The sequence below is a fragment of the Planctomicrobium mucosum genome (genome assembly GCF_051466335.1).
Lineage (GTDB): Bacteria > Planctomycetota > Planctomycetia > Planctomycetales > Planctomycetaceae > Planctomicrobium.
Genome location: NZ_CP195793.1, coordinates 2,812,070 through 2,835,027 on the forward strand (window position 1 = coordinate 2,812,070; position 22,958 = coordinate 2,835,027).

The 22,958-nt window shown below is 51.9% G+C and carries 12 protein-coding genes; 9 read left to right on the plus strand and 3 right to left on the minus strand.

The annotated features are described in order from the left end of the window. Positions 1-1,438: 1,438 nt before the first annotated feature. The 8 genes from SH668x_RS11400 to SH668x_RS11435 all read left to right on the plus strand — a co-directional run bounded on the left by SH668x_RS11400 (position 1,439) and on the right by SH668x_RS11435 (position 17,917). Positions 1,439-2,977, plus strand: coding sequence for an SDR family oxidoreductase (locus SH668x_RS11400; protein ID WP_437185183.1), 1,539 nt, complete (start codon positions 1,439-1,441; stop codon positions 2,975-2,977). Further along, a complete protein-coding gene (locus SH668x_RS11405; protein ID WP_437185184.1) occupies positions 2,967-10,928 on the plus strand; it encodes an SDR family NAD(P)-dependent oxidoreductase in 7,962 nt (2,653 codons plus the stop codon). The genes SH668x_RS11400 and SH668x_RS11405 overlap by 11 nt, the downstream gene beginning before the upstream one ends. Positions 10,929-10,977: 49 nt before the next feature. Next, positions 10,978-12,129, plus strand: a complete 1,152-nt coding sequence (locus tag SH668x_RS11410) for an aromatic ring-hydroxylating oxygenase subunit alpha (protein ID WP_437185185.1) — start codon at positions 10,978-10,980, stop codon at positions 12,127-12,129. Between the two features lie 69 nt (positions 12,130-12,198). Further along, positions 12,199-12,960, plus strand: a complete 762-nt coding sequence (locus tag SH668x_RS11415; RefSeq protein ID WP_437185186.1) for an SDR family oxidoreductase — start codon at positions 12,199-12,201, stop codon at positions 12,958-12,960. Positions 12,961-13,284: 324 nt separating this feature from the next. Beyond that, positions 13,285-14,553, plus strand: coding sequence for a hypothetical protein (locus SH668x_RS11420; RefSeq protein ID WP_437185187.1), 1,269 nt, complete (start codon positions 13,285-13,287; stop codon positions 14,551-14,553). Further along, positions 14,550-15,431 carry a 4'-phosphopantetheinyl transferase family protein gene (locus SH668x_RS11425; RefSeq protein WP_437185188.1) on the plus strand — a complete coding sequence of 294 codons (882 nt, stop codon included), beginning with the start codon at positions 14,550-14,552 and terminating at the stop codon, positions 15,429-15,431. Before SH668x_RS11420 ends, SH668x_RS11425 begins: the two co-directional genes overlap by 4 nt. A 127-nt stretch (positions 15,432-15,558) precedes the next feature. Beyond that, the gene (locus tag SH668x_RS11430) at positions 15,559-16,755 is read left to right on the plus strand and encodes a hypothetical protein (RefSeq protein WP_437185189.1); all 1,197 of its coding nucleotides are present in this window, start codon (positions 15,559-15,561) and stop codon (positions 16,753-16,755) included. Between the two features lie 376 nt (positions 16,756-17,131). After that, complete coding sequence (locus tag SH668x_RS11435; protein ID WP_437185190.1) at positions 17,132-17,917, plus strand: hypothetical protein; 786 nt, start codon at positions 17,132-17,134, stop codon at positions 17,915-17,917. A 217-nt stretch (positions 17,918-18,134) separates the two neighbouring features. Here the strand turns inward: SH668x_RS11435 and SH668x_RS11440 are convergent, their stop codons facing one another. The 3 genes from SH668x_RS11440 to SH668x_RS11450 form a co-directional block, all read right to left on the minus strand. Then, complete coding sequence (locus SH668x_RS11440) at positions 18,135-18,602, minus strand: Ig-like domain-containing protein (RefSeq protein WP_437185191.1); 468 nt, start codon at positions 18,600-18,602, stop codon at positions 18,135-18,137. Positions 18,603-18,899: 297 nt separating this feature from the next. Next, positions 18,900-19,865: a DUF1559 domain-containing protein gene (locus SH668x_RS11445; RefSeq protein ID WP_437185192.1), complete on the minus strand. Its 966-nt coding sequence runs from the start codon at positions 19,863-19,865 to the stop codon at positions 18,900-18,902. A gap of 107 nt (positions 19,866-19,972) precedes the next feature. Next, a complete protein-coding gene (locus SH668x_RS11450; protein WP_437185193.1) occupies positions 19,973-21,574 on the minus strand; it encodes a choice-of-anchor I family protein in 1,602 nt (533 codons plus the stop codon). A gap of 550 nt (positions 21,575-22,124) precedes the next feature. On the opposite strand from SH668x_RS11450, the gene SH668x_RS11455 reads away from it, so the two are divergent. Then, positions 22,125-22,925, plus strand: coding sequence for an IclR family transcriptional regulator (locus SH668x_RS11455; RefSeq protein ID WP_437185194.1), 801 nt, complete (start codon positions 22,125-22,127; stop codon positions 22,923-22,925). The last annotated feature ends 33 nt before the right edge of the window (positions 22,926-22,958 follow it).

Sequence of the window (22,958 nt, forward strand, 5' to 3'; positions counted from 1 at the left end):
GCCTCGAACAATTGAAGAGGTTTCGGCGCTGGATGGTGATGATACTGGGACGCCAACTTTTACTGGTGATGGAGCTTCGTGCTGAAGATTCGACTTTGAATTCCCTTTCGCAGGGGGGCCATCCGATACAGCGATCGTCGTTTCGCTTGAATCTGAATCAAGGGAACTTCGAGTAGCAGAAGAATGCTGTGTCATATTAACTATCGTCCTCAGTAATCTCGAGAACTCATCAAGGTTCGGTCGCAGACCCGACGCCATTTGTTCTGAATAAAGCTCGCGTCCAAGAATCCATGCAAAACATTTGACGCGAGTCTAACTAACAACCCAATTGTAACCGAAACGCTGCGTCCAAATCCGTCTGGAAATCGCGTGCCAAAGGCTCCAAATTTTCAATATTTGAGGGCTGTAGAGCATTTTCGGCTTCGAATGCTTGTGCGCTCATGGGTTTTGGCCGGTTGACGCCGTAAGCTGTGGTGTTTGGGAGTTCTAACTGCAATCCCATGGAAAGCCTGAGTCGACCCGCTTACATCTTTTCCAGCCCCTCCACCAAAAACAATCGAAAAGTGTGAAATTCTGATTTATTCGAAGATCTGATGCGAGTTGTACAAACGGCCCATGTCGCAGTAGATCGATGTTCGGGATGTGTCGGTTTCAGCGAATCCAATGGAATATCCAGCAATATTCGTTTTGCCTCAGCTACTAACTGAGAAGACTACGGATTTCCCCTAGATTCACTCGCGGGTATTGGCTGATTGCGGGTAAAGGCCCTGTGAACAGATCGTAAATGCATCAATTTCTATTTGTGCAGAATCTGTTTTAAAACAAAAGCACGCCATTGTGCCCTGCTCATGTGCGTCCTGTATTGGTTCGTCTCAGATGGTGTGGTTTTGCGACACAGCTGACAAGTGGCAACTTGTATGCAGTGTTTAATCGATTCTGTTTTTTCCTGTGGCTCTGAGCCCTGTTGATGTTAGCGTCTCGGCGCACACGTTTCTCAATGAGTGAATCGGACCGACAAGGGGGTGCTTCTTTACGGAAGTGGGAGCATTGATTGTCGCTTAGCCTTTTTTGATCTCCCAATATGCCATCTGGGTGGACGTCGTACTTACCAGAGGCAGGTGAGGTGCGAGGAGGTTGCAAATTTGAACTCTCAGTTTATAGACAATAAGGGTGCGATTGTGGTCCCAGCGGATGGCGTGTTTGAAGTGAAGCGCCGCTTTTCCACGTGTCTGAACCTGATTTCGGGATGAACATTACGAAATTTGGAAAGACTTCGTGCAAAGGGTCAAAGCTCGATCTAGAATTTAACTCATTGCGCAGTAGTGACTAATGGATATTGACTTGTGGTTCAGTACCACTCCAAATTTTCTTGCATCGACCGACGTATGCCCGCGTGATGCTGGCTACGGAGATTATTTAGACGGGGGGTTGGCGTAGTATGCGTGAAAAGCGGTACTCGCTACTAACTGGGGGAACAGGTCTGGTCGGGCAAAGTGTGCTGCTTGACCTCATGCGATGTGGATTGCCAGTCGCAGTGTTGGCGAGAGCCACGCGTGACCAAAACGCAGCGGCGAGGATCGAGCTGCAAATGCGTGCAGCTGAAAAGCAATTCAACCGTACCTTTCCGAGACCAGTTGTTATCCCGGGTGAATTGACTCATTCCGAGTTGGGGATGTCGGAGGCAGACCAGCTTTGGGTTCGACGCCATTGTCAGAATGTGATCCACTCCGGAGCGTCGTTATCGTTTCGTCCAGCGCATGTGCATCCACAAAATGAACCGTTTACAACGAATGTGGATGGGACGCGCTCTTTGGCGGAATTCTGCCTGAATCACGGAATTCAGGAGTTTCATCACATTTCTTCTGCTTATATCTGCGGGCGGAGAACTGGTCGGGTCTTCGAAGATGAAACGAACGTGGGGCAGGACTTTTCCAATGACTATGAGAAGAGTAAATGTCAGGCTGAGGACCTGCTGAAAGAAGCATTTCGTCATCAGTCTTTGACGATCTATCGCCCTTCGATTGTCATCGACCCACGCCCAGGGGCGATGCAACTCGGGGATCGTACGATTTACCTGGCATTCAGTTTACTTCAACTGATGGCGAAGAAGTCCGGGTTGCCCGACATTTCAAAAGTTGTTGAAGGGTTGGGACTGACTGGGACTGAGCATAAAAACATCGTTCCGGTTGAGTGGATTTCTCGCATCATCGTGCAAATTGTGCGGCGTCCAAATTTGCACCAGAGTACGTACCATCTTACACATCCAGTCGGTACAACATTTCGAGAGTTGATGACCGGCTTTTATGAAGCCCTCAAATCACAAGGATTCCGGAAGTCAGTTGTTGAGGCTGATGTGGGAGATACTGCAGGGCTGAATCTTTTGATCAGCCAATTCGTTGGAACCTTTCAGCCATATTTTCGCGACGACCCTGTTTTCGATCAGACCAACCTGCTGAAAGCACTTGACGTTTGCGGCGACGAAAATTGTCCGGACATGAGCCGTGTATCGGTGTGTTCATTGGGACAACGACAAATCCACGTCGACCAATCTGCATCGCCGGAATTCAAACATGCGGTCAATTCAGCGGGAATCTGGCGCGGTTTGGCAGGGGAGAATTCGTCTTTTTCAGAGATAGATCGTTGCGACACTGAGGCTGAATGGGGGCTGGTCCTTTCTGGAGAGAATGGCGGAGATTGGGTGATTTCCAGTCGAACTGATGGATTCGTCCGCGCTGAAGGTGGAGCAGAGTCCGCGTCGATGAGAATTTACTGCTCAGCACAGACATGGGAACAGGTTTTGAGGAAGCAGGTGTCGTTGATCGACGTCTACGAGGACGGGCAGATCCATCTCGAATGTTGTCAGTCAAACATCGAAGAGAGTGAGCTGAAGTCACGGTTTATGAAACTTGCTGAGCAGATCATGCAGGAAGCTCATTTTGATTGTGATGGAAGAGATGTGAGCCTTGATGTCCGCTAAATTTGCAAACTCTGGTCACTCAATTGAGTCGAGTCATCCAATTGCGCTCGCAATTGTCGGGATGGACTGCTGTTTGCCCGGTGCATCGAATCTCGCAGAGTTCGAAACGTTGCTGTTTGCTGGAAAGAGAGGGTTTTCTCATCTTCCAGAGGGGAAACTTGAACGAGAACTTTATTTCGACGAACGCCGAGGACAGCCCGGAAAGACCTATACGACTCTGGGAGGAATCGTTCCAGATCGTGTGCTTCGACTTCAGCAGTGGGGGATGAGTGCCAAAGAGATTGCATCCATCGACGTCGTCCATCAGCGTTTTTGTGACGTTGCTCTGAGTGCCTGGGAGTCCGCGGGTTTGCGAGGAGGAGATTCTCGGTGGCGGAAGACAGGAGTATTCGTTGGACATTCTGGAGCGACACAGAATGGCGGCAAACTGAATCTCGCTTCACTCATTGAAGAAGGTCTCGACTTTCTCAATGATCAAGCTGAGATTCAGAAAATCCCGGCAGGAGTCCGGGCAGAAATGCTGCATCGGGTTGCCTCAAAGATTCGATCATCTCGTCCTCGGCGAGATGAAATACAAAATCCCCGCTATCAGGCGTACACTGCTGCATCATTACCGGCGACGCTGCTGGGGTTTGATGGTCCGAGGATCGTCTGCGATGCTGCCTGCGCCTCTTCTCTATTCGCCATGCAGCAGGCGATTCACGCGATTCGCCATGGTCGCATCGAAGCAGCGATTGTCGGTGGAGCGACGACCAATGGGGTCGACAATCTCATTCTGTTTTCACAATCGCAGGCGTGTAGCGATCGCGGTTCTTATCCATTTGATCAAGACGCAAGCGGTCTGATCAGTTCGGAAGGATATGCTGCTGTCGTCATTGTCCCACTGGAGACAGCGAGAGAACTGAAGCTGCCGATCCGCGGTGTGATTGAAGGGCTGGGAACATCCTCTGATGGGCGTGGGAAGTCTTTATGGGCACCACGTGCTGAAGGACAGCAGCTTGCAATCAGACGGGCGTATCCAGACGACCATCCCCTGCAAATCGACTATCTGGAGGCTCATGCCACCAGTACGCAGCTGGGGGACGCGACGGAATTGCAGGCTGTCAACGGAATCCTGCAGTCAATCGATGCTGGTGTCAACGGAGAGCCGTTACTGATCGGAAGTTTAAAGTCGAATCTCGGTCATACATTGGAAACCGCCGGCGTTGCGGGGTTGGTGAAAATTCTCCTCGCGATGAAGAGAGGGGAAATTCCTGAGACGGTCGGCTACACCTCACCTAATACGGGATTCGATTGGTCATCGAAGTCGATTCAGGTCGTCAACAAACGTCGACCGTGGAAACCGAAAACAGATGTTCGACGGGCAGCTGTCAGCGCATTTGGTATCGGGGGACTCAACGCCCATTTGTATGTACGCGAGCCGGGCAATGGAACGGGGTCGAGTGTCGAACGCCGATTGCCGTTATCTCATCTTGATGAACCTATCGCGATTGTTGGGCGCGGAGCGGTCCTACCCGGCGCGCATCATTTGGAGCAATTTCGCCAGTTGCTCAGGTCGAAGACATCAGCGATCGGCCCTGCTCCTGCAGATCGATGGCGAAACCAAATCGGAGTGAAGTCCTCTTCACAACCGGCTCCGTTTCAGACACCGACTTGTCTGGGCGGCTTTATCCACGATTACGAATTTGATAGTCAGAAATATCGAATTCCACCAAAGCAGGTTCGACAGGCGAATCCGTTGCAGATGATGCTGCTGGATGCGGTGAGTCAGGCGATTCACGAGGTTGACCAAGGACTCTGGAATTTCAATCGCCAGAAGACTGGCGTCGTCATCGGGACGATTTTCAGTGGAGATTTCGGAAGTCAGCTGCAATTGGGACTCAGACTTCCCGAGATTTCCAAAGCGATTCGGTCCGAACTTCTCGGGTGGGGGCTCTCGAGTGACCAGGCGGAAAAAATTCTCACGAAATATCGTGAGGATGTACTTGCCAACCGCCCTGCTCTTCTTGACGAAACAGGCAGTTTTACAGCGAGTACACTGGCGTCACGCGTTGCAAAGACCTTCGATTTGATGGGTGGAGCATGCGCGATCGATGTCGATGATGCATCTGGTCTGGCGGCGTTGAATCATGCTCTCGATCAACTTCGATCAGGTGTTTGGGACGTTGCAGTTTGTGGAGCAGCAGAACGTGCAATGGATCTTGCAAAGTTCGAGCAGCTCGATCGGAAAGGTGCTCTTCTTCGCACTAACAACCCATCGGATATTAATGATCAATCCAATCGACTCCTTCCGGGAGAAGGAGCGGTTGTCTTCATACTCGAGCGATTAAGCGTTGCGAGAGAACGGGGGCATTCTGTCTTGGGGGTGATCGATGGAGTCCATTGTGACATGCGACAAGTGAGCGTCGATCAAGATGATCAATCCCAGCGGAAATTTGACCGTTCGTTGGTCCGTCAAATCGGATATTTGACAGGAGCCCAGACGTGTGTTGAGTTGTTGAAACAGACGATACTCTGGGAAGAGAATCCGGACGTCCCTCAGTTGCCGCAGATCAGCTGCCAGGCTGAGGATGGTTTACACTATCAGCTCGATTATCGAACTGCTTCCCAGCCAGAGAAGCAAGATTTGAAACAGACGTTGAATCAAATGGCTCCGACTTCGTCACAAAGCGATTCGAAACCCGACGTGCATAGCCCCCAAGCGGATCAGATGTCTCTGGAGACAGCGCCTCCCCAGGACAATCCTCATTTGATCCGGACAGAATACAAATATTCCATGGCACCGACAGATTCTCAAGATGTTCTTGTTCGTCTCGCTGGCGCGAATACACAGCGGTTGATTGAACAGATTGATCTCGCACTGCAACGACCAGATCAGGCGATGATGAATCGCTCGTCAGTGTTTGCATCGGGAACCCCTTCTCGATTGGCAGTGATTGCAAGTTCGCCTGAACAATTAAAAACACGTTTGGTGGCTGCGAGAAAGCGGTTGTCGGAAGGGCGATTGCGCGGTGTTTTCGAGACGGATCGCACGATTCTCTGGCAGGCAAAAGATCGGGCCTCCCGAACAGCTTGGGTCTTCCCTGGGCAGGGATCGTATTATGTCGAGGGCCCTGCTCTGCTTGAAAAAGGTCAAACTGCTAGCGAAGTTCTGAATGCATTTGACGCCGAGATTGGCTCGATTGGGCTTTCTCCTCTGAGTGCACTTTTGAAGTCACCTCAGACGTTTTCTGCGGATGACATCTGGATGAACCAGCTTTGGGTACTGGGGTGCAGCTTAGCACTGACGGCTGAACTCAAAGCCCGTGGATGGAGCCCGGACGTCGTGTTGGGACACAGTTTTGGAGAGTATGCTGCGCTCGTTGCCTGCGGCGTCCTGACGATGTCGCAGGTCGTTCGAATGGTGAAGTCACGTTCAGATGCGGTCTGCCTTACAGTTCGTGAACCGGGAAGGCTCATCTCTGTCAGAGCAACTCCAAGTGAGGTGAGTTCTGCGATTCGTCGTACCGGAATCGCAGCGACGATTACTCACATGAATGCGCCTCAGCAAACACTGGTGGCGACAGAAGTCGCTCTCGTGGAAACGTTGAGAAAAGAGTTGACGAATTCTGGATTCGCGAGCGTCGTCATTCCGGTTCCAGTGGCATATCACACCCCACGAATGGCAGATGCTGCGGAGATCCTGAGATCCTGTTATTCAAAGGAATGCTTCCTGCCGCCGAAATATGGATTCCTCTCGACAACGTCGTCGAGGTATCTGGCAGAGCCTGACGATCTGCGTCATTCACTGGTCTCTCAGATGAATAACAGCGTCATCTACGCGCCGGCGATTCAGCGACTTGTCGGGGACAATGTTGACCTGATCATCGAGGTAGGACCAAACCAGATCCTCAGTCGAATGAATCAGGAAATCTGCGGATCGGAAACGCTCAGCTTGAGCCTGGACGTTCCCGGGCGATCAGTTGAAGAACGGTTGCTGTTACTTCAGGCTGCGACTGAAATTGTCGGGGCGTCACCAGCCAGCACAAGGATTGTGGGAACAGCGACGAATGTGAGTCCGGGTGCGGCCTTGACGCAGTCTAAGAAGGCTGAAGTCGAAATTATCGATTTCCGACGAGCTGGTCTGAAGCGGGAGTCCAACGACGTTCGTCAGGAACTCACCTTCGGACAACGCGCTGCTGTCGAGCAGTCCTTTCCATCTCAAGTGGATGAGAGCAATTGGATCGAACCGCCTGTAGTTCGTACTCCTGACGCGGAATCTCCGCCTGTGCAATCGCTTCCGATACCGTCTTCGAGCGGGTCGGGAGTTCAGATTGAAGAGATACGCGAATTCCTGATGACCGTCGTGATTGATCTGACAGGATATTCGCCTGATGTCGTTGATTTCGATGCAGACCTCGAAGCTGATCTTGGCATCGACAGTATTAAGAAGGCTCAGATTATTGGGGAGTTGGCAGTCGTTTTTGAATTGTCTGTGGCACCGAACGACATGTCGATGGGCGAGTTACGAACCCTGTCGCAGATTGCTGAAGTCGCTGCCCGATTAGGAAAAACGCAACAGGCAGTGATATCACCAAAGTTGCCTGTGGAGCAGAGCCTCGAAAGTGATGTCAGTGATCCGACCATTCTTCAAGGACACATAACGGGATCGGAAGCAGTTTTTGACGCAGTTGGAGCGGAAAGGTTTCTGATTGACCTTGTCGTCGATCAAACTGGATATGCGCCCGACGTGGTTGATCTCGATGCAGAGCTTGAGGCTGATCTGGGAATTGACAGCATCAAGCAGGCCCAGTTGCTGGGTGAGGTTCAACTGCAGTTCAGCCTCCCGGTGAGTGCTATCCAGGGGCGGACATTATCCTCATTCACGACGCTGAGAAAAATTCTGGAGTTCCTCAAGGAAACGGTGGACGGGAGTTCGGACCGAACTGTTGAGGGCAACGGGCAGCAAAATCACCCGGCATCCCCACTGGAAGAGAATGAACCGTTAAAAAAAAATGGCCCGTTTCATCGTGAAACGAGATTAGATGAGAGCGAAGCTGCCCAGTTCGATCGAAATGTAGAAGCTCCCAACGGTGTTGAAGAGGTTCGGGGCGTTGATCTCGGGGACGAAATCTCCGAGCAGATTTCTCGTCTATTTCTATGTTCGTCTACCGGTAACGTTGGCGAGGGGCGGAATGCCGGTCGTCAGCGAGGGATCGAGAACAAAAAGACTGTTCGTCACGCCCTTCGTCTGTTGATTGACATGAAGGCGGCAGAAGAATCTTCTTCCAAGCTTTCGGACACTGTTGTCGCGGAACTCACGGGGCTTGCGGAAGGTGCGGGGGTCTCTCTCCCTTCTGTGCTGCGCGCACACAGAATCTTCAATTCGACGTCTGTAAACGGGGCTTCCGGTAAAACTGCTCGCGGCGTTTCTGTTCTCAGTAAGCCCCTGTCTATCGCGACTGTTGAAGAGAAGAACGGACCGCAGCTGCATCCTGATCAGTCGATGCGCTTCGCGATGAGAATTGCGGAAGCTTCGCAACGAGAAGGGATATCGCTAGAGCCGAAGTTCAGCGGTCCAGCTCTTGTTGTCGGAAATAATCAGGTTGCCCGTGCCATTCAGCAGCAGTTCCAGCAGCAAGGTCTCGACTGTTTTCTGGTTCCCGATGTCTCCAGTCTCGAAGAACTTGATCGGGCGTTGAGTGGAGTGTGGGCGCGGGCATTGACCCCGCACCTGTTCATTACGACGTCCCATGATGAGAGCTCTCTGCGTGATATCAACGTGGCAGCTTGGAAAAGGCGGCGATTTGCTGCTGTTGAGGTTCCCTATCGAGTCTGTCAGTTGTGGATGCAACGGATGATCGATGATGGGAAAATGGATGGTGCCAGCGTTGTTGCAGTGATGAACCTTGGCGGCGATTTTGGGTTCAGCGGTCAGACCTGCGAAAGTCCTGAGGGAGGACTCGGAGGACTGATCAAAGCGATGTTGATCGAGGCCTGGATGCGGGGCTTCCGTGCGACTCCGATGAAGGTGATCGACGTGGCTCCGGGAACATCCTCGCGGCAGATTGTTCAAGGTATCTGGCGCGAACTCGCTGTGCCGAGCTACGACATGGAAGTTGCGATTCATGGGGATCAGCGATACGCGGTGCAACCTGTATATCTTCCTCTGACCTCCTCGCTCGAGCCACATCCGACGGGTGGCAATGGGCATTCAAGGGTGCGTAGCGGCGGCACATGGGTGGTCACCGGCGGAGCACGTGGGATTACATCTGTCGTTGTCCGCGAGCTTGCGAAACGGCACGATCTCAAGCTGCATTTGCTGGGAACCGCCCCCGTTCCGAAGATCAGCGACGAACTTCGAGTTCAGGCTGACTGCGATCGCCTCCAGTTACGGCGCTGGGTGATGGCTGAAGCAGCGAGAAAAAAGCAGAACGGGATGGAGGCCTGGCGGAACATCGAAAAGGGACTCGAGATCGACGCCACGATCAGGCTCTGTAAGAGTGAGGGGATTCAGGCGACCTATCATTGCTGCGACGTGTCGAACTTTGAACAAGTCCAGCAAACTTTGACTGTCATTCGTCGCACTCACGGGGCGATCTCAGGCGTTATTCATGGGGCCGGTATTGGTCAGGATGCGCGGTTCGATCGCAAACGTCCGGATAAAGTTGATCAATGTCTGCGAGCCAAAATTGATGGCTGCATCAATCTGATGGACGCAACGAGACAGGATGCACTGGAATGGTTTGTTGCGTTCGGTTCCATCAGCGGACGTTTTGGAGCGAATGGACATACCGACTACTCGTTTGCCAATGACAGCCTCGCAAAACTGGTTGGTCGTTATCGTCGTGAACGCCCAGAAGTATTTAGCGTGACGTTTCACTGGCATGCGTGGGGCGATATCGGGATGGCGACGAAGCCTGAAACGAAACTTGCGCTGGAGATGATTCAGCTGGAGTTTATGCCGGCCCAAGAAGGGATTGCTCATTTTCTGAATGAGCTCGAACTTGGCGGCGATGAGCCTGAAGTTCTCATTACAGATCGCGCTTATTACCGCAAGTTCTTCCCCGTTGATCGCAATGTTCTGGATGGGAGCAACGAGTTTAAAACGCTGACGAGCTATCCGATTCTCGATCCTGAACAGGACCTGAATTCGAATCATACGGAATCCTTTGCTGTTGAATTGAATCCTGAAAAGGAACGATTCCTCAATCAGCACTTGGTACAGGGAAAACCGACGTTGCCGTTCGTTGTGGCGATTGAAATGATGGCGGAAGCAGCACGAGCAACGACAGGCAAACCCTTGGTGGTCGAGGCGAGAAACGTCACTGCGATTCAGGCAATCAAATGGTCCTCGCTATCTCCGATGACTGTGAAAGTTCAGGTCACGCCGACGGATTCTGGAATCGATTGTGAGTTGGTTGCCGACGTTCGCCGTCGAGATGGTCGCATCGTCACGAAGGATAAGACTTACTTTGAAGGCCGATTTCTCCCGGCTGAAATCGTTCCTCGATCGACAGCCTCAATTCCAGATCTGTCTACCCTGGACTTCGAGCCAATTGCGTACCTCGATGAAACCGCAGTGATTTTTCATGGACCTGATTTGCAATGCCTTTTGTCGATCGCAATTGAAGGTGATCAGGCATACGGCCGCATCTCAGCATCGTCCACTGTTCAACTTGGCGGCGGGAGTCGCCCCACCTTTGGGTGGTCGATCAATTGTGCGGCGATGGATGCATGTCTCTATGCTGCTGCGGTATTCGCGGGAAGGAAATACGGGCGAGCCAGTCTGCCGGTCAAGTTTGAAAAGATTCTGTTTGGTCGGTTGCCGGACCCGGGAGAGATCTGTCTGGTAACGATTCAGTTAGTGCATCAAGATCAGGATGGCTTGATACTGAACTTCCAATTACATGGTCAGAATGACGAGATTCTTTTGGACGTGAGGGGATATCGAATCGGCTGGTTGCTTTAGACGCAGACTGAACCTTCTCCGAAATCACCCCTAACGCTGCTGGCTGGCAATGTACATTACTCAAACTTCGATGACTCCCGCACTGGCATCACAGGAGTACAGTTCCGAAGAATCGTGGAAGTTGGAGCGTAAATTCGTTTTTGGCAGATCTTGGCATCTCGTTGGGACGAAGACCGAACTGGCCCGCCACGGCGACTATCTCTCGAGGGAGATCCTCGGAGTTCCGGTTGTGATCAGGAATTTTCAGGGAGATCTGGTCGCGTTGCGAAATGTTTTCGCGCATCGTCAGGCGTTACTCACGACGAAGGCGAGCGGTCGAAGTGAGAGTTTGAAGTGCCCGTATCATGGTTGGGAATACGGTGCAGATGGGCTGACGCGGAAGATTCCTGGGGCAGTCAATTTTCCGAAGTTCGATCGACCCAAATACGCGCTGGATCGATTTCATCTGGATAGCTGTGGGGATCTTGTTTTCGTCAGGCTGAGCGAAGAAGGCCCGACGTTGCGTGAGTGGATCGGCGAGCGATTCGACCTGCTGAATGGGTGTTTCTCCACCTCACGCTACCATTTGGCGACACGTTTTCGTTTTGACTATACGGCCAACTGGAAGATCCCAGTTGAGAACTCGCTCGAGAGTTATCATATCCCTTATGTTCATCCGAATACGTTTCACACAGATCCGGCAGAAGCGAATAGCTCCCATTTCCTGCACGACACAGGGACGAGCTTCACTGCCAAATTTCATCCGCCCAGAATGATCGATGCGTTGTTGGATCGAACTGAGCAGGTTGTGCTTCGGATCCTCGGTGAAAAAGGAACCGGGATCTATCATCATCACCACATTTTCCCGAATCTGTTGATCTCCCACACCGACAGCACGAGTTTCATTCAAATGATTTATCCATCCGGTCCAGCGACTTGCCATTCGCTCGTTTGGCAATACGGATTGGGAGATCGCGAAAAGAGCTTCTTCCCGCGGATGGTTGCATTTGGCTGGGGGAAGTTCATGGGGACATTGAGTAAAACAATTGTCAACGAGGACATCGCTGTGTATGCGCTGGTGCAGGCAGGAGCAGCGGCAGCAACTCGTCCCGGGATTCTGGGACGTTGTGAAGAGCGGATTTATGCTTCTCAGGAATATGTGAGAAGTAAAATCGAACAAGGACAATTACAGGCACAAAAAGCCTCGGTTCGATCGGAATGACGTTGTTTCTCTGAGGACGAGAACAGTGGTCCGTGACGTGATTGACAATTAGTGATTTGGACAGAATACATGCAGGATTTGCAGGGCAAAACAGCGCTCGTTACGGGAGCCAGTCGTGGGATCGGGAGAGCGTGTGCGATTGCGCTCGCAGAGAGAGGCGCAAACGTCGCTGTAAACTTCCTGTCCTCCAAAGAGGGAGCGACTGAGACTGTGCAGCGTGTGCAGGCGCATGGCGTACAGAGTGTTGCCCTGCGAGCCGATGTCTCGAACGCCGATGAAATTGAGTCTGCAGTGGACTACGTCGCTGAGCGCTTTGGTCGATTGGATATCGTCGTCAGCAACGCCGCTGCTGGCGGATTCAAGCCGCTTATGGATGTGAGCCCTGCCAACTGGACAAGTGTGGTGAACAGCAACGCTGCTCCATTGCTGTGGCTCGCTCAGGCAGCTCAAAAATGGATGCAGGCAGCAGGCGGAGGGAAATTCATTGCCCTCTCAAGTCATGGTTCAATGCGAGCGTTTCCAAATTATGGTGCGATCGGTGTGTCGAAGGCTGCACTCGAAAGCTTGGTCAGGCATCTGGCGTTCGAACTAGGTGGAGACGGGATCACTTTCAATTGCGTCCTGGCAGGGATGGTTGAAACGCAGGCGGTTGCCTCGATGCCGAATGTTGATTCGATTCTTGAATCGTCGCGAGCGCACATGCTCGTGAAACGAAAACGCCTCCTTCCGGAAGATGTCGCGAATGTTGTGACATTCCTCGCAAGTCCCATGAGCGATATGATTCAAGGGCAAACGATCATTGTCGATGGTGGTGTTTCGATTCGGGTTTGACGATGGAATCGATGATGCATTGCACTGAGAGAACGGGCTTCGCGGGCGATTGATAACACGGTCTCAGCCTACGGGGTGGTTGTGCGTTATCGTTGTCACTGGCAAAAGAGTGCCCTTTTGGCGGGACCAGCGGCGGTTGCCGGGCAGTACTTTGTGTCGCTTCAGTGACGTCTAACGAATAGATGTCGAGTCCATTTGACTGGTACTTTCACGAGCATCGAAAGGAATTCGACTCAGATGTCAATCGGAGAAATTTTCGGGCCGGATCCCGAGAATCGAGCTAGTTCCGACTTGTTGCGTTTGGCGCCAATTGAGCGTCTTTTTGTGTCTATGGATGATGCAGCTCATCCGCCGGTGTTTCGCGTTTTGATGCGGTTTCAAGGTCAGCCCGACCGTGAAAACCTGACTCAAGCATTTAATCGTGCAATTGTCCGTCAGCCGCTACTGACAAGCATCGTCGCTGAAGATTCGTTGGGACTGTTTTGGAAACGGGCTGACTCAATTCCGGAAATTCAGTGGCATGTCGGCGGCTTGTCAGATGCCCAGGTTTCAGAACTTCCGATTGCCGCGATAAACATCCGAGAGGAAGCGGGAGTTCGATGTCAGGTCTGGCAGGTTGATGGAGGGATCACGATACTGATCGATGTGCATCATGCATGTTGTGATGGGCAAGGAGCCCGCCAGTTGTTGGGAGAGTGGTTTGGAACTTACCAGCAGTTGATCGGGCTAATACCTGGCGAATTGAAGCAAACAACCCTGCGTTTCGACGCACTTTCTCAGCGACACGTGTATCGAAAGCCGAGTCCTCCGATTGGATTCTGGGAGGGTCTGAGAAACCTCTACCTCACTGTCCGCGGCAAGACAATCACCCTGAATCCGCGTTTTCCCGCTGTTCAGCCATCGGAAATCCAGTTTGAACGGTGTTTTAGCGAAGAGGAAACTGCACAGATCCGGGGGCAGCTTAAAAAGAACAACGTCACAATCAACGATGTCGGTTTGGCTGCAGCATTCACTGTATTTGCAGAAAGTTATCCAGAATTGATGCATCGTGGACGGGTGATGATCTTGCACCCCATCGACCTGCGTTGGCCTTCAGATTTACGGACTCCTGCCTGTAATCGCGTCGGGATCGCCTACCTCCGTCGAAAGGTGAGCGAGATCAAAAATGAACCCGCCCTTCTGGCTGGGATTCGCGATGAAATGAAATACATTAAAAATCGATACGTCGGTGCCGAATTTCTGCGTGGTCTCGCGAAGGCGGACGGCGTGAAATCGGGAGCGCAGCGAGTTCAGAAGTTGGGTTGGTTTGTCCCCACCCTTCAATACACCTGTCTCGGGGATACGACTCGGGCACTTCACCACAAATTTCACGAAGTCGATGGTGTCATCAATTTTGACGGATTAGTACTCGATCGGATTTCAGGATTCATGCAGCTTGGCGTGATTCACCCGTTGAGCCTCACCTCGTGCGAGACGAATCAGAAGCTGACTCTGACGATTCGTGCAAATTGCCAATACTTTAATGCGGAATTGGCACAAGAATTTCTGGTAAAGTTCTCCCAGCGAATCCAACTCGGTGGAGAATTGAGTTGAATGCGAGTCGAACCGCGATCGTCACCTGGTTATTTTTTGATTCCGGTGTCGATCAGCTTGACGAGTCAACTCTGTCTCCATCGGAACAGGAGAGGCTCAGTCGGTATCGGACTTCGAAGGCCAAACGACAATTCCAGTTTTCACGATGCGTCGGACGGGAGTTATTTGGCCAGATGTTGTCGATTCCCGCTCGGGAAGTGAGTTGGAATCCCAGCGGGCCTCCGACCATCGCAAATGACAAGGGGAAGCAGACATTTTCGGTCAGCGTCTCGCATTCCGGTGGATGGACAGTGATCGCCGTGGGGCCTCGAACGGTTGATATCGGTGTCGATATTGAAGTGAGGCATTCTCGATTGAATTGGGACGCGATCGCTACGGTCGCGCTCGGTTCGGGTGAGAAACTTGAATTTGACATGTGGAACGACGAGCAAAAAAAACGGCTCCTGCCAATGGTTTGGACGATGAAGGAAGCTGCGTTCAAGGCATTGCGAGGAGTTCAACCGGGAAGCATTCGCGATGTGACATTTTGTCGGGATGAGTTTCGGGAATTATCGGGAAACCTACCCAGGGCGATTTCCGTTCATGAGCAGAATCAACCCCTCTGCGACAAAGAACGACGAATCAATCAAGAGGGAATTGGGGTATCTTACAACGACGAAGCAGTTGTGGCGTACCCCGGTTTAGGGACGCTTGTGATTGACGGGTATGGAAGTGGGATGTTGGGGCGGTCGATGCCCGACTGGGGAAGCTTGGCGATCCGTCGACTCGACATCGCTCCGCGACAAAAGAGCGATTGTAGAGAATATGAAGAATTCGTGAGGGATCTGCGGCTTGTCGGCTTGCCTTATTTCAAGGTGGAGAGATTATTAAAGGTATAGGGTTTAAGCGTGAGTGGATGATGAGCGGCCGATGAGTGCTGTCTTCTTCACCTGAGGTTTTGGATTTCATCGTGTGACCGAGGATTCCAATCGCATTGCACATCCCTAGTTCACTTGAGGAATACAATTGAATCGTTCGATATTACTTGGGTTGCTGACGTTCTCCGCGCTGGTGGCAAGCGTCGTGATCGTGATCCAGAAAAAGGTTCCAAAAGACCAGTTGGATGCTTTCTTTGCTGAGGGGAAATTTCCAGAGGCTTTGACAATCAAAAGAGCGAGAGTTGCTCACTCAATTGGTGAAGGTGCGCAGTCTGATGGCGACGTCGAGTTCGAAACGGCTGAACCGATCGAACACACAGACGTCGAGCTCCAGAACGCCATCTCCTCACTCGTGAAACTGGACCACATTCCTTGGGACACAAATTCCCTGCGAAGTGAGTTTTCAAACCCCACGTCAAGAGCTTGCCAGGTGATTGCTCCCAACTTGCCTGCAAATCCTTCCCTGCTTGATGCCGAAAAGGTTGATGGAAAACTGGTCAGTCAGTTTTTCTCGGCATTCACTGTCGGTCTGACACTGGACGCTTCGGCACGAGCAAAAATGAATGGCATCATCAAGGTGCCTGTTGAGAGCTATTTGTCGAAACACCAATTGATTATTCAGCCTGAACTGTGTCGAACTCGAGAAGGCGAGTTCATCTTCACCGGGAATGTTCGAGGAGCATTTGTCTCGAAAGTCAGCCGGAACACGACGGAAGATGCTCATCAAATGATTCGAGATGCCGTCAAGAGTTTTCGGATTTTGGGCGTTGTTCCCGGTGCACAGGACGGTGTGACCGGGGCGTCACTCCCCAGAACTCTGGTGATGGCATTTGGGTATTCAAGACAGCGATTTGATGAGTCGAGCGCTTTTCGCACGGTTGATGAGGAAGAGTTCGAACTGATTTTCCTCCACTTACTGCCGAAGCAGGAAAGTCAATTCAAGCCGTCACTCGCGGTCTTTGTGACAACGGATGGACGAACGAATTTGCAGGAGCTGGATATTCGAGATTCTGCTATTCGTAGTAACGACGCATCGGTGACAGCCTCGATCATGTTCCGCGACTTCACATTGTTGGGAGTCTATCCGGCGAATCCAGTCGTGACCGGACTTACCAATCAGTCTCGAAGTTCTGTGAGTGTGGATGACTTGCGCCGTAAGATCGATGGTTCAGAGGCCGCTGAGGCAACGGTCTTAGGGCAATTGCTGGATTCGATGCATTCTTTGCCGGGATTCTCCCAATCAATAGGGACGCAGGGGGCAGAGACCGCTTTCGGCAAGCGGTGACCCTCATTAAGGATTTATGATTTGATTTGGATCGATTTCCCCGGAACTGTGCAACACGGTTCCGGGGTATTTTTTATCCATGCCACTTCCTGATGGGTCAATGAACACACTTTGAGACGCCATACAGCGATCGGAATAGTTTTCGTTTTCCTCCCAGCTCGCCAAAAGCAATCACTTTTGAAATTCTTCAAAGTTCAGAAATGCACAAATCTTACGAAACCTTTCCAGAATCCGAGTGTTGAATTGGATAGGAGTGACACTACGTTTTGCTCTGGTCCACAATCATCCCCTTAAGACTGCCGAATTGACCGGACAAAGAGGGGGCCAAGATGGTGAATTTCGGGTATCGCTTTAACAGAAAACAGGGAGAGAAGAGATGCTGAATCGACTTAAAGTTGTCGGTACACTGGCTTTGATGGTGATGACTGCAGCTCCTGTGATGGCGCAGGGCCCGGGTGGAGGCGGTCGCGGTGGATTTGGTGGGGGTTTTGGAGGCGGTTTCGGGGGCGGTTCGCCTTATCGACTGCTCTCAAACTCAGCTGTTCAGGAAGATTTGGGGTTGAACGCAGAGCAGAAAGCCAAAGCAACTGCTCTCCTCGAAGAATATCAGAAAGCATCCCGACCTGCAGAAGGGCAACGTCCTTCGTTCAATCGCGAAGAATTCCAGAATCTTTCAGAAGAACAACGCCGTGAACGATTCCAGGAAATGGCTAAGGAAGGACAGGCCCGAGCTGCAAAATTGAACGAAGAATTCAAGCCAAAATTTGCGGCAGTTCTCGACGAAGTTCAACTCCAGCGTCTCCAGCAGATCACATGGCGCAGCCAGGGATCACGCGTTGTTCTTGACGAAGAATTCGCAAAGGCCCTCGGACTCAGCGACGAGCAGAAAGCCAAGATTGCAGCGATCTACGCACCATCACGCGAAGGCTTCGGTCGTGGTGAACAAGGTGGATCGGCTGAAGATCGCCGTGCTCGTCGTGAAAAGCAAGTTGCCGAGGTGAAGGCAGTTCTGACAGATGCTCAGAAGACTCAGCATGACGAACTCCTCGGTGCAGAATTCGACGTTTCCAAGCTCCGCCCAGAAGGTGGACGCGGCCCAGGTGGACGTGAAGGCGGCCCAGGCGGACGTGGTCCAGGTGGACGCGGCGGCCAGAACATCTAATCCCTGACCTAGGCCGATGCGGACTGGTTTGAGCAGTTCAAACCGGTCGAGTGGCGAATTGAACTTGCCTTGCAAATCGTCCCTCGACGAGAAGCTTGCGAGCAAATTCGGATCGGTTCAAAAAATCAGCCTTCGTTCTCATTTGAGGACGAAGGCTTTTTGTTTTATGGCAGCAACATTTGGTCGTTTCCTGGCGAGAATCTTCCTCGCTGGATCACTACTTCCTTTTCTTTTTGGTGACTGGCATCGAACCCTCAAGAGGAAAGTCAAACCGAGAACTTTGACGGTCGGTCAGATTCGCTGAGAGCGTTGTATTCTTGTTGTACTCTGGCGGGATCGTTTCAGCCTGCCCTTTGTTTTTGATCGGGTCGTCAGAGTCCTTATCTGCTTCCACATACGTGGTGATCGTGACGGCGTGGGTTCCGGCCACTGCTCCTGATTCGCCTTGGCCATATGTGAGCACGTATTCACCTTCGGCGTTCGTCTTTCCAGATGAAAGCCTTTTTCCAACTGGGGTAAAGATCACCATCGCTCCTTCAACAGGAGTGCCATTGAGGGTCACCTTGCCCCGTACTGGAATCAGGTCCACTCCGGAAGTTGGTCCCCCGCAGCCAGTCAGACTGGGAATGCAAACGGCACCGACAACCAGGATCGCTCTGAAGGTTTTTGACTGGAATCTGTGCATCGAAGATCCCCAACATGGAGTTGTTGATGTGTTGCAAAATGATGAGTGCTTTTGAAGAACGACGCGACTCTCGAACGGTGAAGTGACCCGATATTTCCAAGCAGGGAAGCTAGAACGAATGCGAATCCTTGTTCATTGATGGTATCTGTTGTCTCACTGGTCACCGCCGGTGAACTGAACACTGAGGGCATCGGGATGAGCCGCTGTTTCAGGGGAGTGTGGCGGCGAATGCTGGTGATCGCTTGTTCGAACGCTGCGTTGATCACCCCCGGAGCGCGACACACGGTCAGCGGAGCTCTAGAATTCGCCGAGTATCTGCCCATCTGACTTTTGACCGAGGAGCATGTAGGTGACTCCACTGGTGTTCTCGCTGAGAAAGCGAACTGAGCCATCACCCATGACAAAGTGAACTCCACCTACGTGCATGCTGCTCGCTGCGTTTGTGCTCGCACTGGGGTCAGAGATATTCGTGGCATTCACAAGCCAGTCCGGGTTGTTGTCTGCTCGCACCAGATTGCCATACTTATTGCCGACGTTCTTCGCTCCTGTCGTTCCATCAGTTTTACCTGCCCAGATCGAACCGCGACGGGTTTCGGAATCGCCTCCGTCTGAACGGCGTTCGGTCACCATCAGGGAGTTGCTGAGACCGTCGGTGACATCGCGAATGCGCACTGCGCTGTTGTACCAGAACATGCCGCGAGTGTTGTCGGCATCGATTTCCACATACTCAACGCTTCCGCTTCCGTAGATTCCGGGATAGTTGGACTTGCCGTGTCCGATGGAGCCTCCGTCGCCACCCATCGCGGTCGCTGTGACAATGGCTGGTGCTGGATCTGAAGGACAGAGAAAGATTGGAATGATCGTTTTTGTCAGGGCGTTGGGGGCAGATGGAAAGTTATTTCCGTTCGGGCTCAACTGCTGATAGAGCGGCGCCTGATCAATAAATGGCAGGCAGAACACTGTCCAGCCCCAGCCCCCTTTGACTGCCGTCCGGCCTGGCTCAGAGTCACCGGGCGCGTAGGCAGTTCCATTCGCTCGCATTGCGAGTGAGCCAGGTGGAAAGGTGTTGTGAGTATCGTGATAGTTGTGGAGAGCCAGTCCGAGTTGTTTGAGGTTGTTTTTGCATTGCGAACGTCGAGCAGCCTCGCGTGCCTGCTGAACCGCGAGAAGCAGTAGGGCGATAAGGACCGCGATGATCGCAATCACGACGAGGAGTTCAATCAGGGTGAAGCCTCGGCGGGTAATCATTGAATTCGGAATCATGATGGCTTTCTGTTATTGAATGCGGCGCGTACCGCGATCCCAGATACGCATGAATATTTTCAAGGAATCAAAACCTGAAGAGAGTTGTTGAGCGAATCGAAGTCGTCTTAGCGTTTTCGGACTTCAAAGATCCTGTTCGTTCCACTCATTTCAAAGGTCACCACGAGCAGTGGTTGACCATTTGGGCTGTCAGTTGCCGCGATGAACAGGACCCCTTCTGGCCCAATGTCACTCGGAGTTCCTTCAAAATTACTGGTGTTAATGTAGTCTTCGAGAACTGGTGCGCGGGGGTCGCGGAGGTTGTACATCAGTACGCTTCCCATGCGTTCCATTGCGATGAACGCGTAGGGACATTCATCGATCAGTCCGATTGCAACGGATTCTGGCTCACACCCTTTGGCTGGGCTTCGTGCGTCGAGTCCGATGCCCGGGTAATTCGAATTAAAGAAGAGCGGGTGCTTCTCAGCCGTCAACCGTTCGAACTCGTCTCCGCTGTCGTAGATGAGTCTTGCGTCATCTGTCCAAATTGTGAATGAGCGTCCCCCAGGGACGAAAAGCTCTTCGAATTGTCCATCTCCATCGTGGTCGCCGAAAGCTGCGGAAACCTTGAGTCGTCCCAGGTTTTCCGGGAGTTGCAGCGTCTCAGCGTCAGGAAATGCGTTCCGGTTCAGTTGGAGGTCTGCGACTCGGATCTCTTCCGGGAGAGCTTCAAAATTGCGTAGCTCCCCTTCATTCGCTGTGATCAGATAGGTCTGTCCGCCCACTTGAAAATTGGCGATTCCATCGGGCTGATACATCCCATGAATCGGCCAGTTACGAATGTTGATTCCACCGTCCTCATCACTGACGTCAATCGCGTTATGAGGGAGTCGGTGGTCCTTGAATCCCAATCCTTGCAGATGGGTAATCTGCTTCGATTCAATGTCCAGAATCGCGATGGCGTTCGCTTCCTGACATGTCACCCAAGCGGTTTTTGAATCTGGAGAGACGGTGATGTATTCCGGTTCGATATCCTGTGCGACTGTTTCTGCTTTGGCGAAAATCCGGATTGTTTGCGAGAGGGCTTCTCGCTGCGAGTTAAATTGTTCGAATCCAACATCGGTCACGTCACTCTGCGTGACGTTTCTCAATCCTCGCGAGACATCGATGATGCTGATCGATCCAATCGGATCGATCGAGTAGTCGCTGCTCGGCTCCCCTTCGTTGGCGACCAGCAAACTCTTGCCATTCGGACTGAATGTGAGCATGTCTGGCTCAAAGCCGACTTGAACTCTATTGAATGAGACGCCTGCGGCATCAAAGAACAAGACGTTTCCTTGGACTCCCTTTTCAAGTTTCATCACCGAAACGGCAATCATTCCATTTTTGATGTTCACTGAGGTGGGTCGGCCCTCCGCCGAGAGGTCGACGCTTTTCACAATGCGAGGAGAGTGTGGATGGGAGAGGTCCACAATATCCAGTGAATTCGCCACCCCGTTGACCGTGAACAGATGCTTGGACTGTGAATCAAATGCCGAGATTTCGGCACCTGAGTTCGGGCCGTGTTCATACACTGAGATGGGGACAAGTTCGAAGTTCGACTGGCCCGATCGAGTTTGATTGGGGTGATCTGCGCTTGCAGTTTGTAGTGCAGCGAGTGATGTGAAAACGGCCAGCGCGACAAACAGCGTTCTCCCGGAAAACAGCTTGTTTGGTTTCGGCGTGTTCATGTCAAAATTTCCAATTGCACTGTGTCGAGTCAATGATCTGTGTGACAAACAACAGAATCGTTCATTGCACCTGAAATGACTACGGCAAATGAAACTGGATTTCTCAGGACTCACTGGCTGAGTCCATCTTGTTTTGGTGTTGTCTTCAAAGCTGGCGGGTAATATGGAATGTTAAGATGAAGAAATCTTTAAGATTCCGTGAGTTCTTCGTAAGCACTTCCAGAAATCCCCTGCGTTGCCTGCCCGAGTACTCCTGCCTCGTTCAAAACAGCGACCGCTACAGGCAGCCTAAAACGTTCACGAGATTGAGAGTTCCACGCAATGCACGATGGAGTCTGGTCAGAGTCGACAACGAATCTTGAGATCACTTTGTAAGGAGGTGGATTCAAGGGAGGCCTGCTCTGGTGAAATCGTCGTCATTGTCGTCATCAGGTTATGACCGACCCCGATGTGGAAATCGTGCGACCTGAATCCATCAATGTTGATTCAATCTGTCGAATCAGGTATTCATATGTGAAATCGATTTCATTGTTGAAATCTGTGGCGATTGATGTCATTTCAGCAGAAGGGGTGCGGATTAATGGCGGAAGACGCGGTGAAGTCGACCGTTCCGACCCTTCAGCGGGGAATGGAGATCCTTGAATTTCTCGGCCGCACGTCCGGTGCAAAGTCGATCGCGGAGATCTCCGAACAACTCGGGTATCCGACCGCATCAGTATTCAGAATCACCCAGGAGTTCGCGGGACTTGGATACCTTCTTCGGGACCCAGTCACGAAGAGATTCTCGCTTACAAATAAATTTCTGCTTCTGGGGCAACCACAAAACGCCAGTCGCGGGTTTGTTGAATCGGCCCTGACGGCGATGCGCAAGATTCATCGGGCCACTCGAGAGACGGTTCAGCTGTGTTGTCTGGTCGAGACACAGGTCGTCATACTTGAGCAGCTGATCTCTACGCACCCTTTCAAATATTCCGCGCAGCTTGGTGCTCGATGCCCTGCATTCAGCTCTGCACCGGGGAAAGCGATCATTGCCATGCTTCCGCCAGATGAGCAGGAAGAGGTGATTTCCCGGATTCGCTTCAAGAAGTACACAGAATCAACACTTCACAAACCGGCGTTGTTTCGATCTGAAATCAATCGCGTGGCTGAGATGAGATATGCCGTTGACCGTTCGGAGGGATTAGAGGGAATTCACTGTGTTGCGACTCCCCTGCTCGATCGAAATGGCTATCCGATTGGAGCCATTACGATCGCTGGCCCCTCCTCAAGGATTCCGGAAGTCGATTTTGCAAGCATTGGGGAGTTCATGAGGACGGTCGTGGGAGACTCTCAGGATGATTTCCAAGAATGAGGTTGGGATATCGCGGCGGTTGGACACGGCACG

Bases quoted from the DNA above. Each gene is read 5' to 3' on its own strand.
- SH668x_RS11445 (WP_437185192.1), bottom strand. From the start codon at position 19,865: ATGATTCCGAATTCAATGATTACCCGCCGAGGCTTCACCCTGATTGAA.
- SH668x_RS11450 (WP_437185193.1), bottom strand. From the start codon at position 21,574: ATGAACACGCCGAAACCAAACAAGCTGTTTTCCGGGAGAACGCTGTTT.
- SH668x_RS11400 (WP_437185183.1), top strand. From the start codon at position 1,439: ATGCGTGAAAAGCGGTACTCGCTACTAACTGGGGGAACAGGTCTGGTC.
- SH668x_RS11455 (WP_437185194.1), top strand. From the start codon at position 22,125: ATGTCATTTCAGCAGAAGGGGTGCGGATTAATGGCGGAAGACGCGGTG.
- SH668x_RS11405 (WP_437185184.1), top strand. From the start codon at position 2,967: ATGTCCGCTAAATTTGCAAACTCTGGTCACTCAATTGAGTCGAGTCAT.
- SH668x_RS11435 (WP_437185190.1), top strand. From the start codon at position 17,132: ATGCTGAATCGACTTAAAGTTGTCGGTACACTGGCTTTGATGGTGATG.
- SH668x_RS11410 (WP_437185185.1), top strand. From the start codon at position 10,978: ATGTACATTACTCAAACTTCGATGACTCCCGCACTGGCATCACAGGAG.
- SH668x_RS11415 (WP_437185186.1), top strand. From the start codon at position 12,199: ATGCAGGATTTGCAGGGCAAAACAGCGCTCGTTACGGGAGCCAGTCGT.
- SH668x_RS11440 (WP_437185191.1), bottom strand. From the start codon at position 18,602: ATGCACAGATTCCAGTCAAAAACCTTCAGAGCGATCCTGGTTGTCGGT.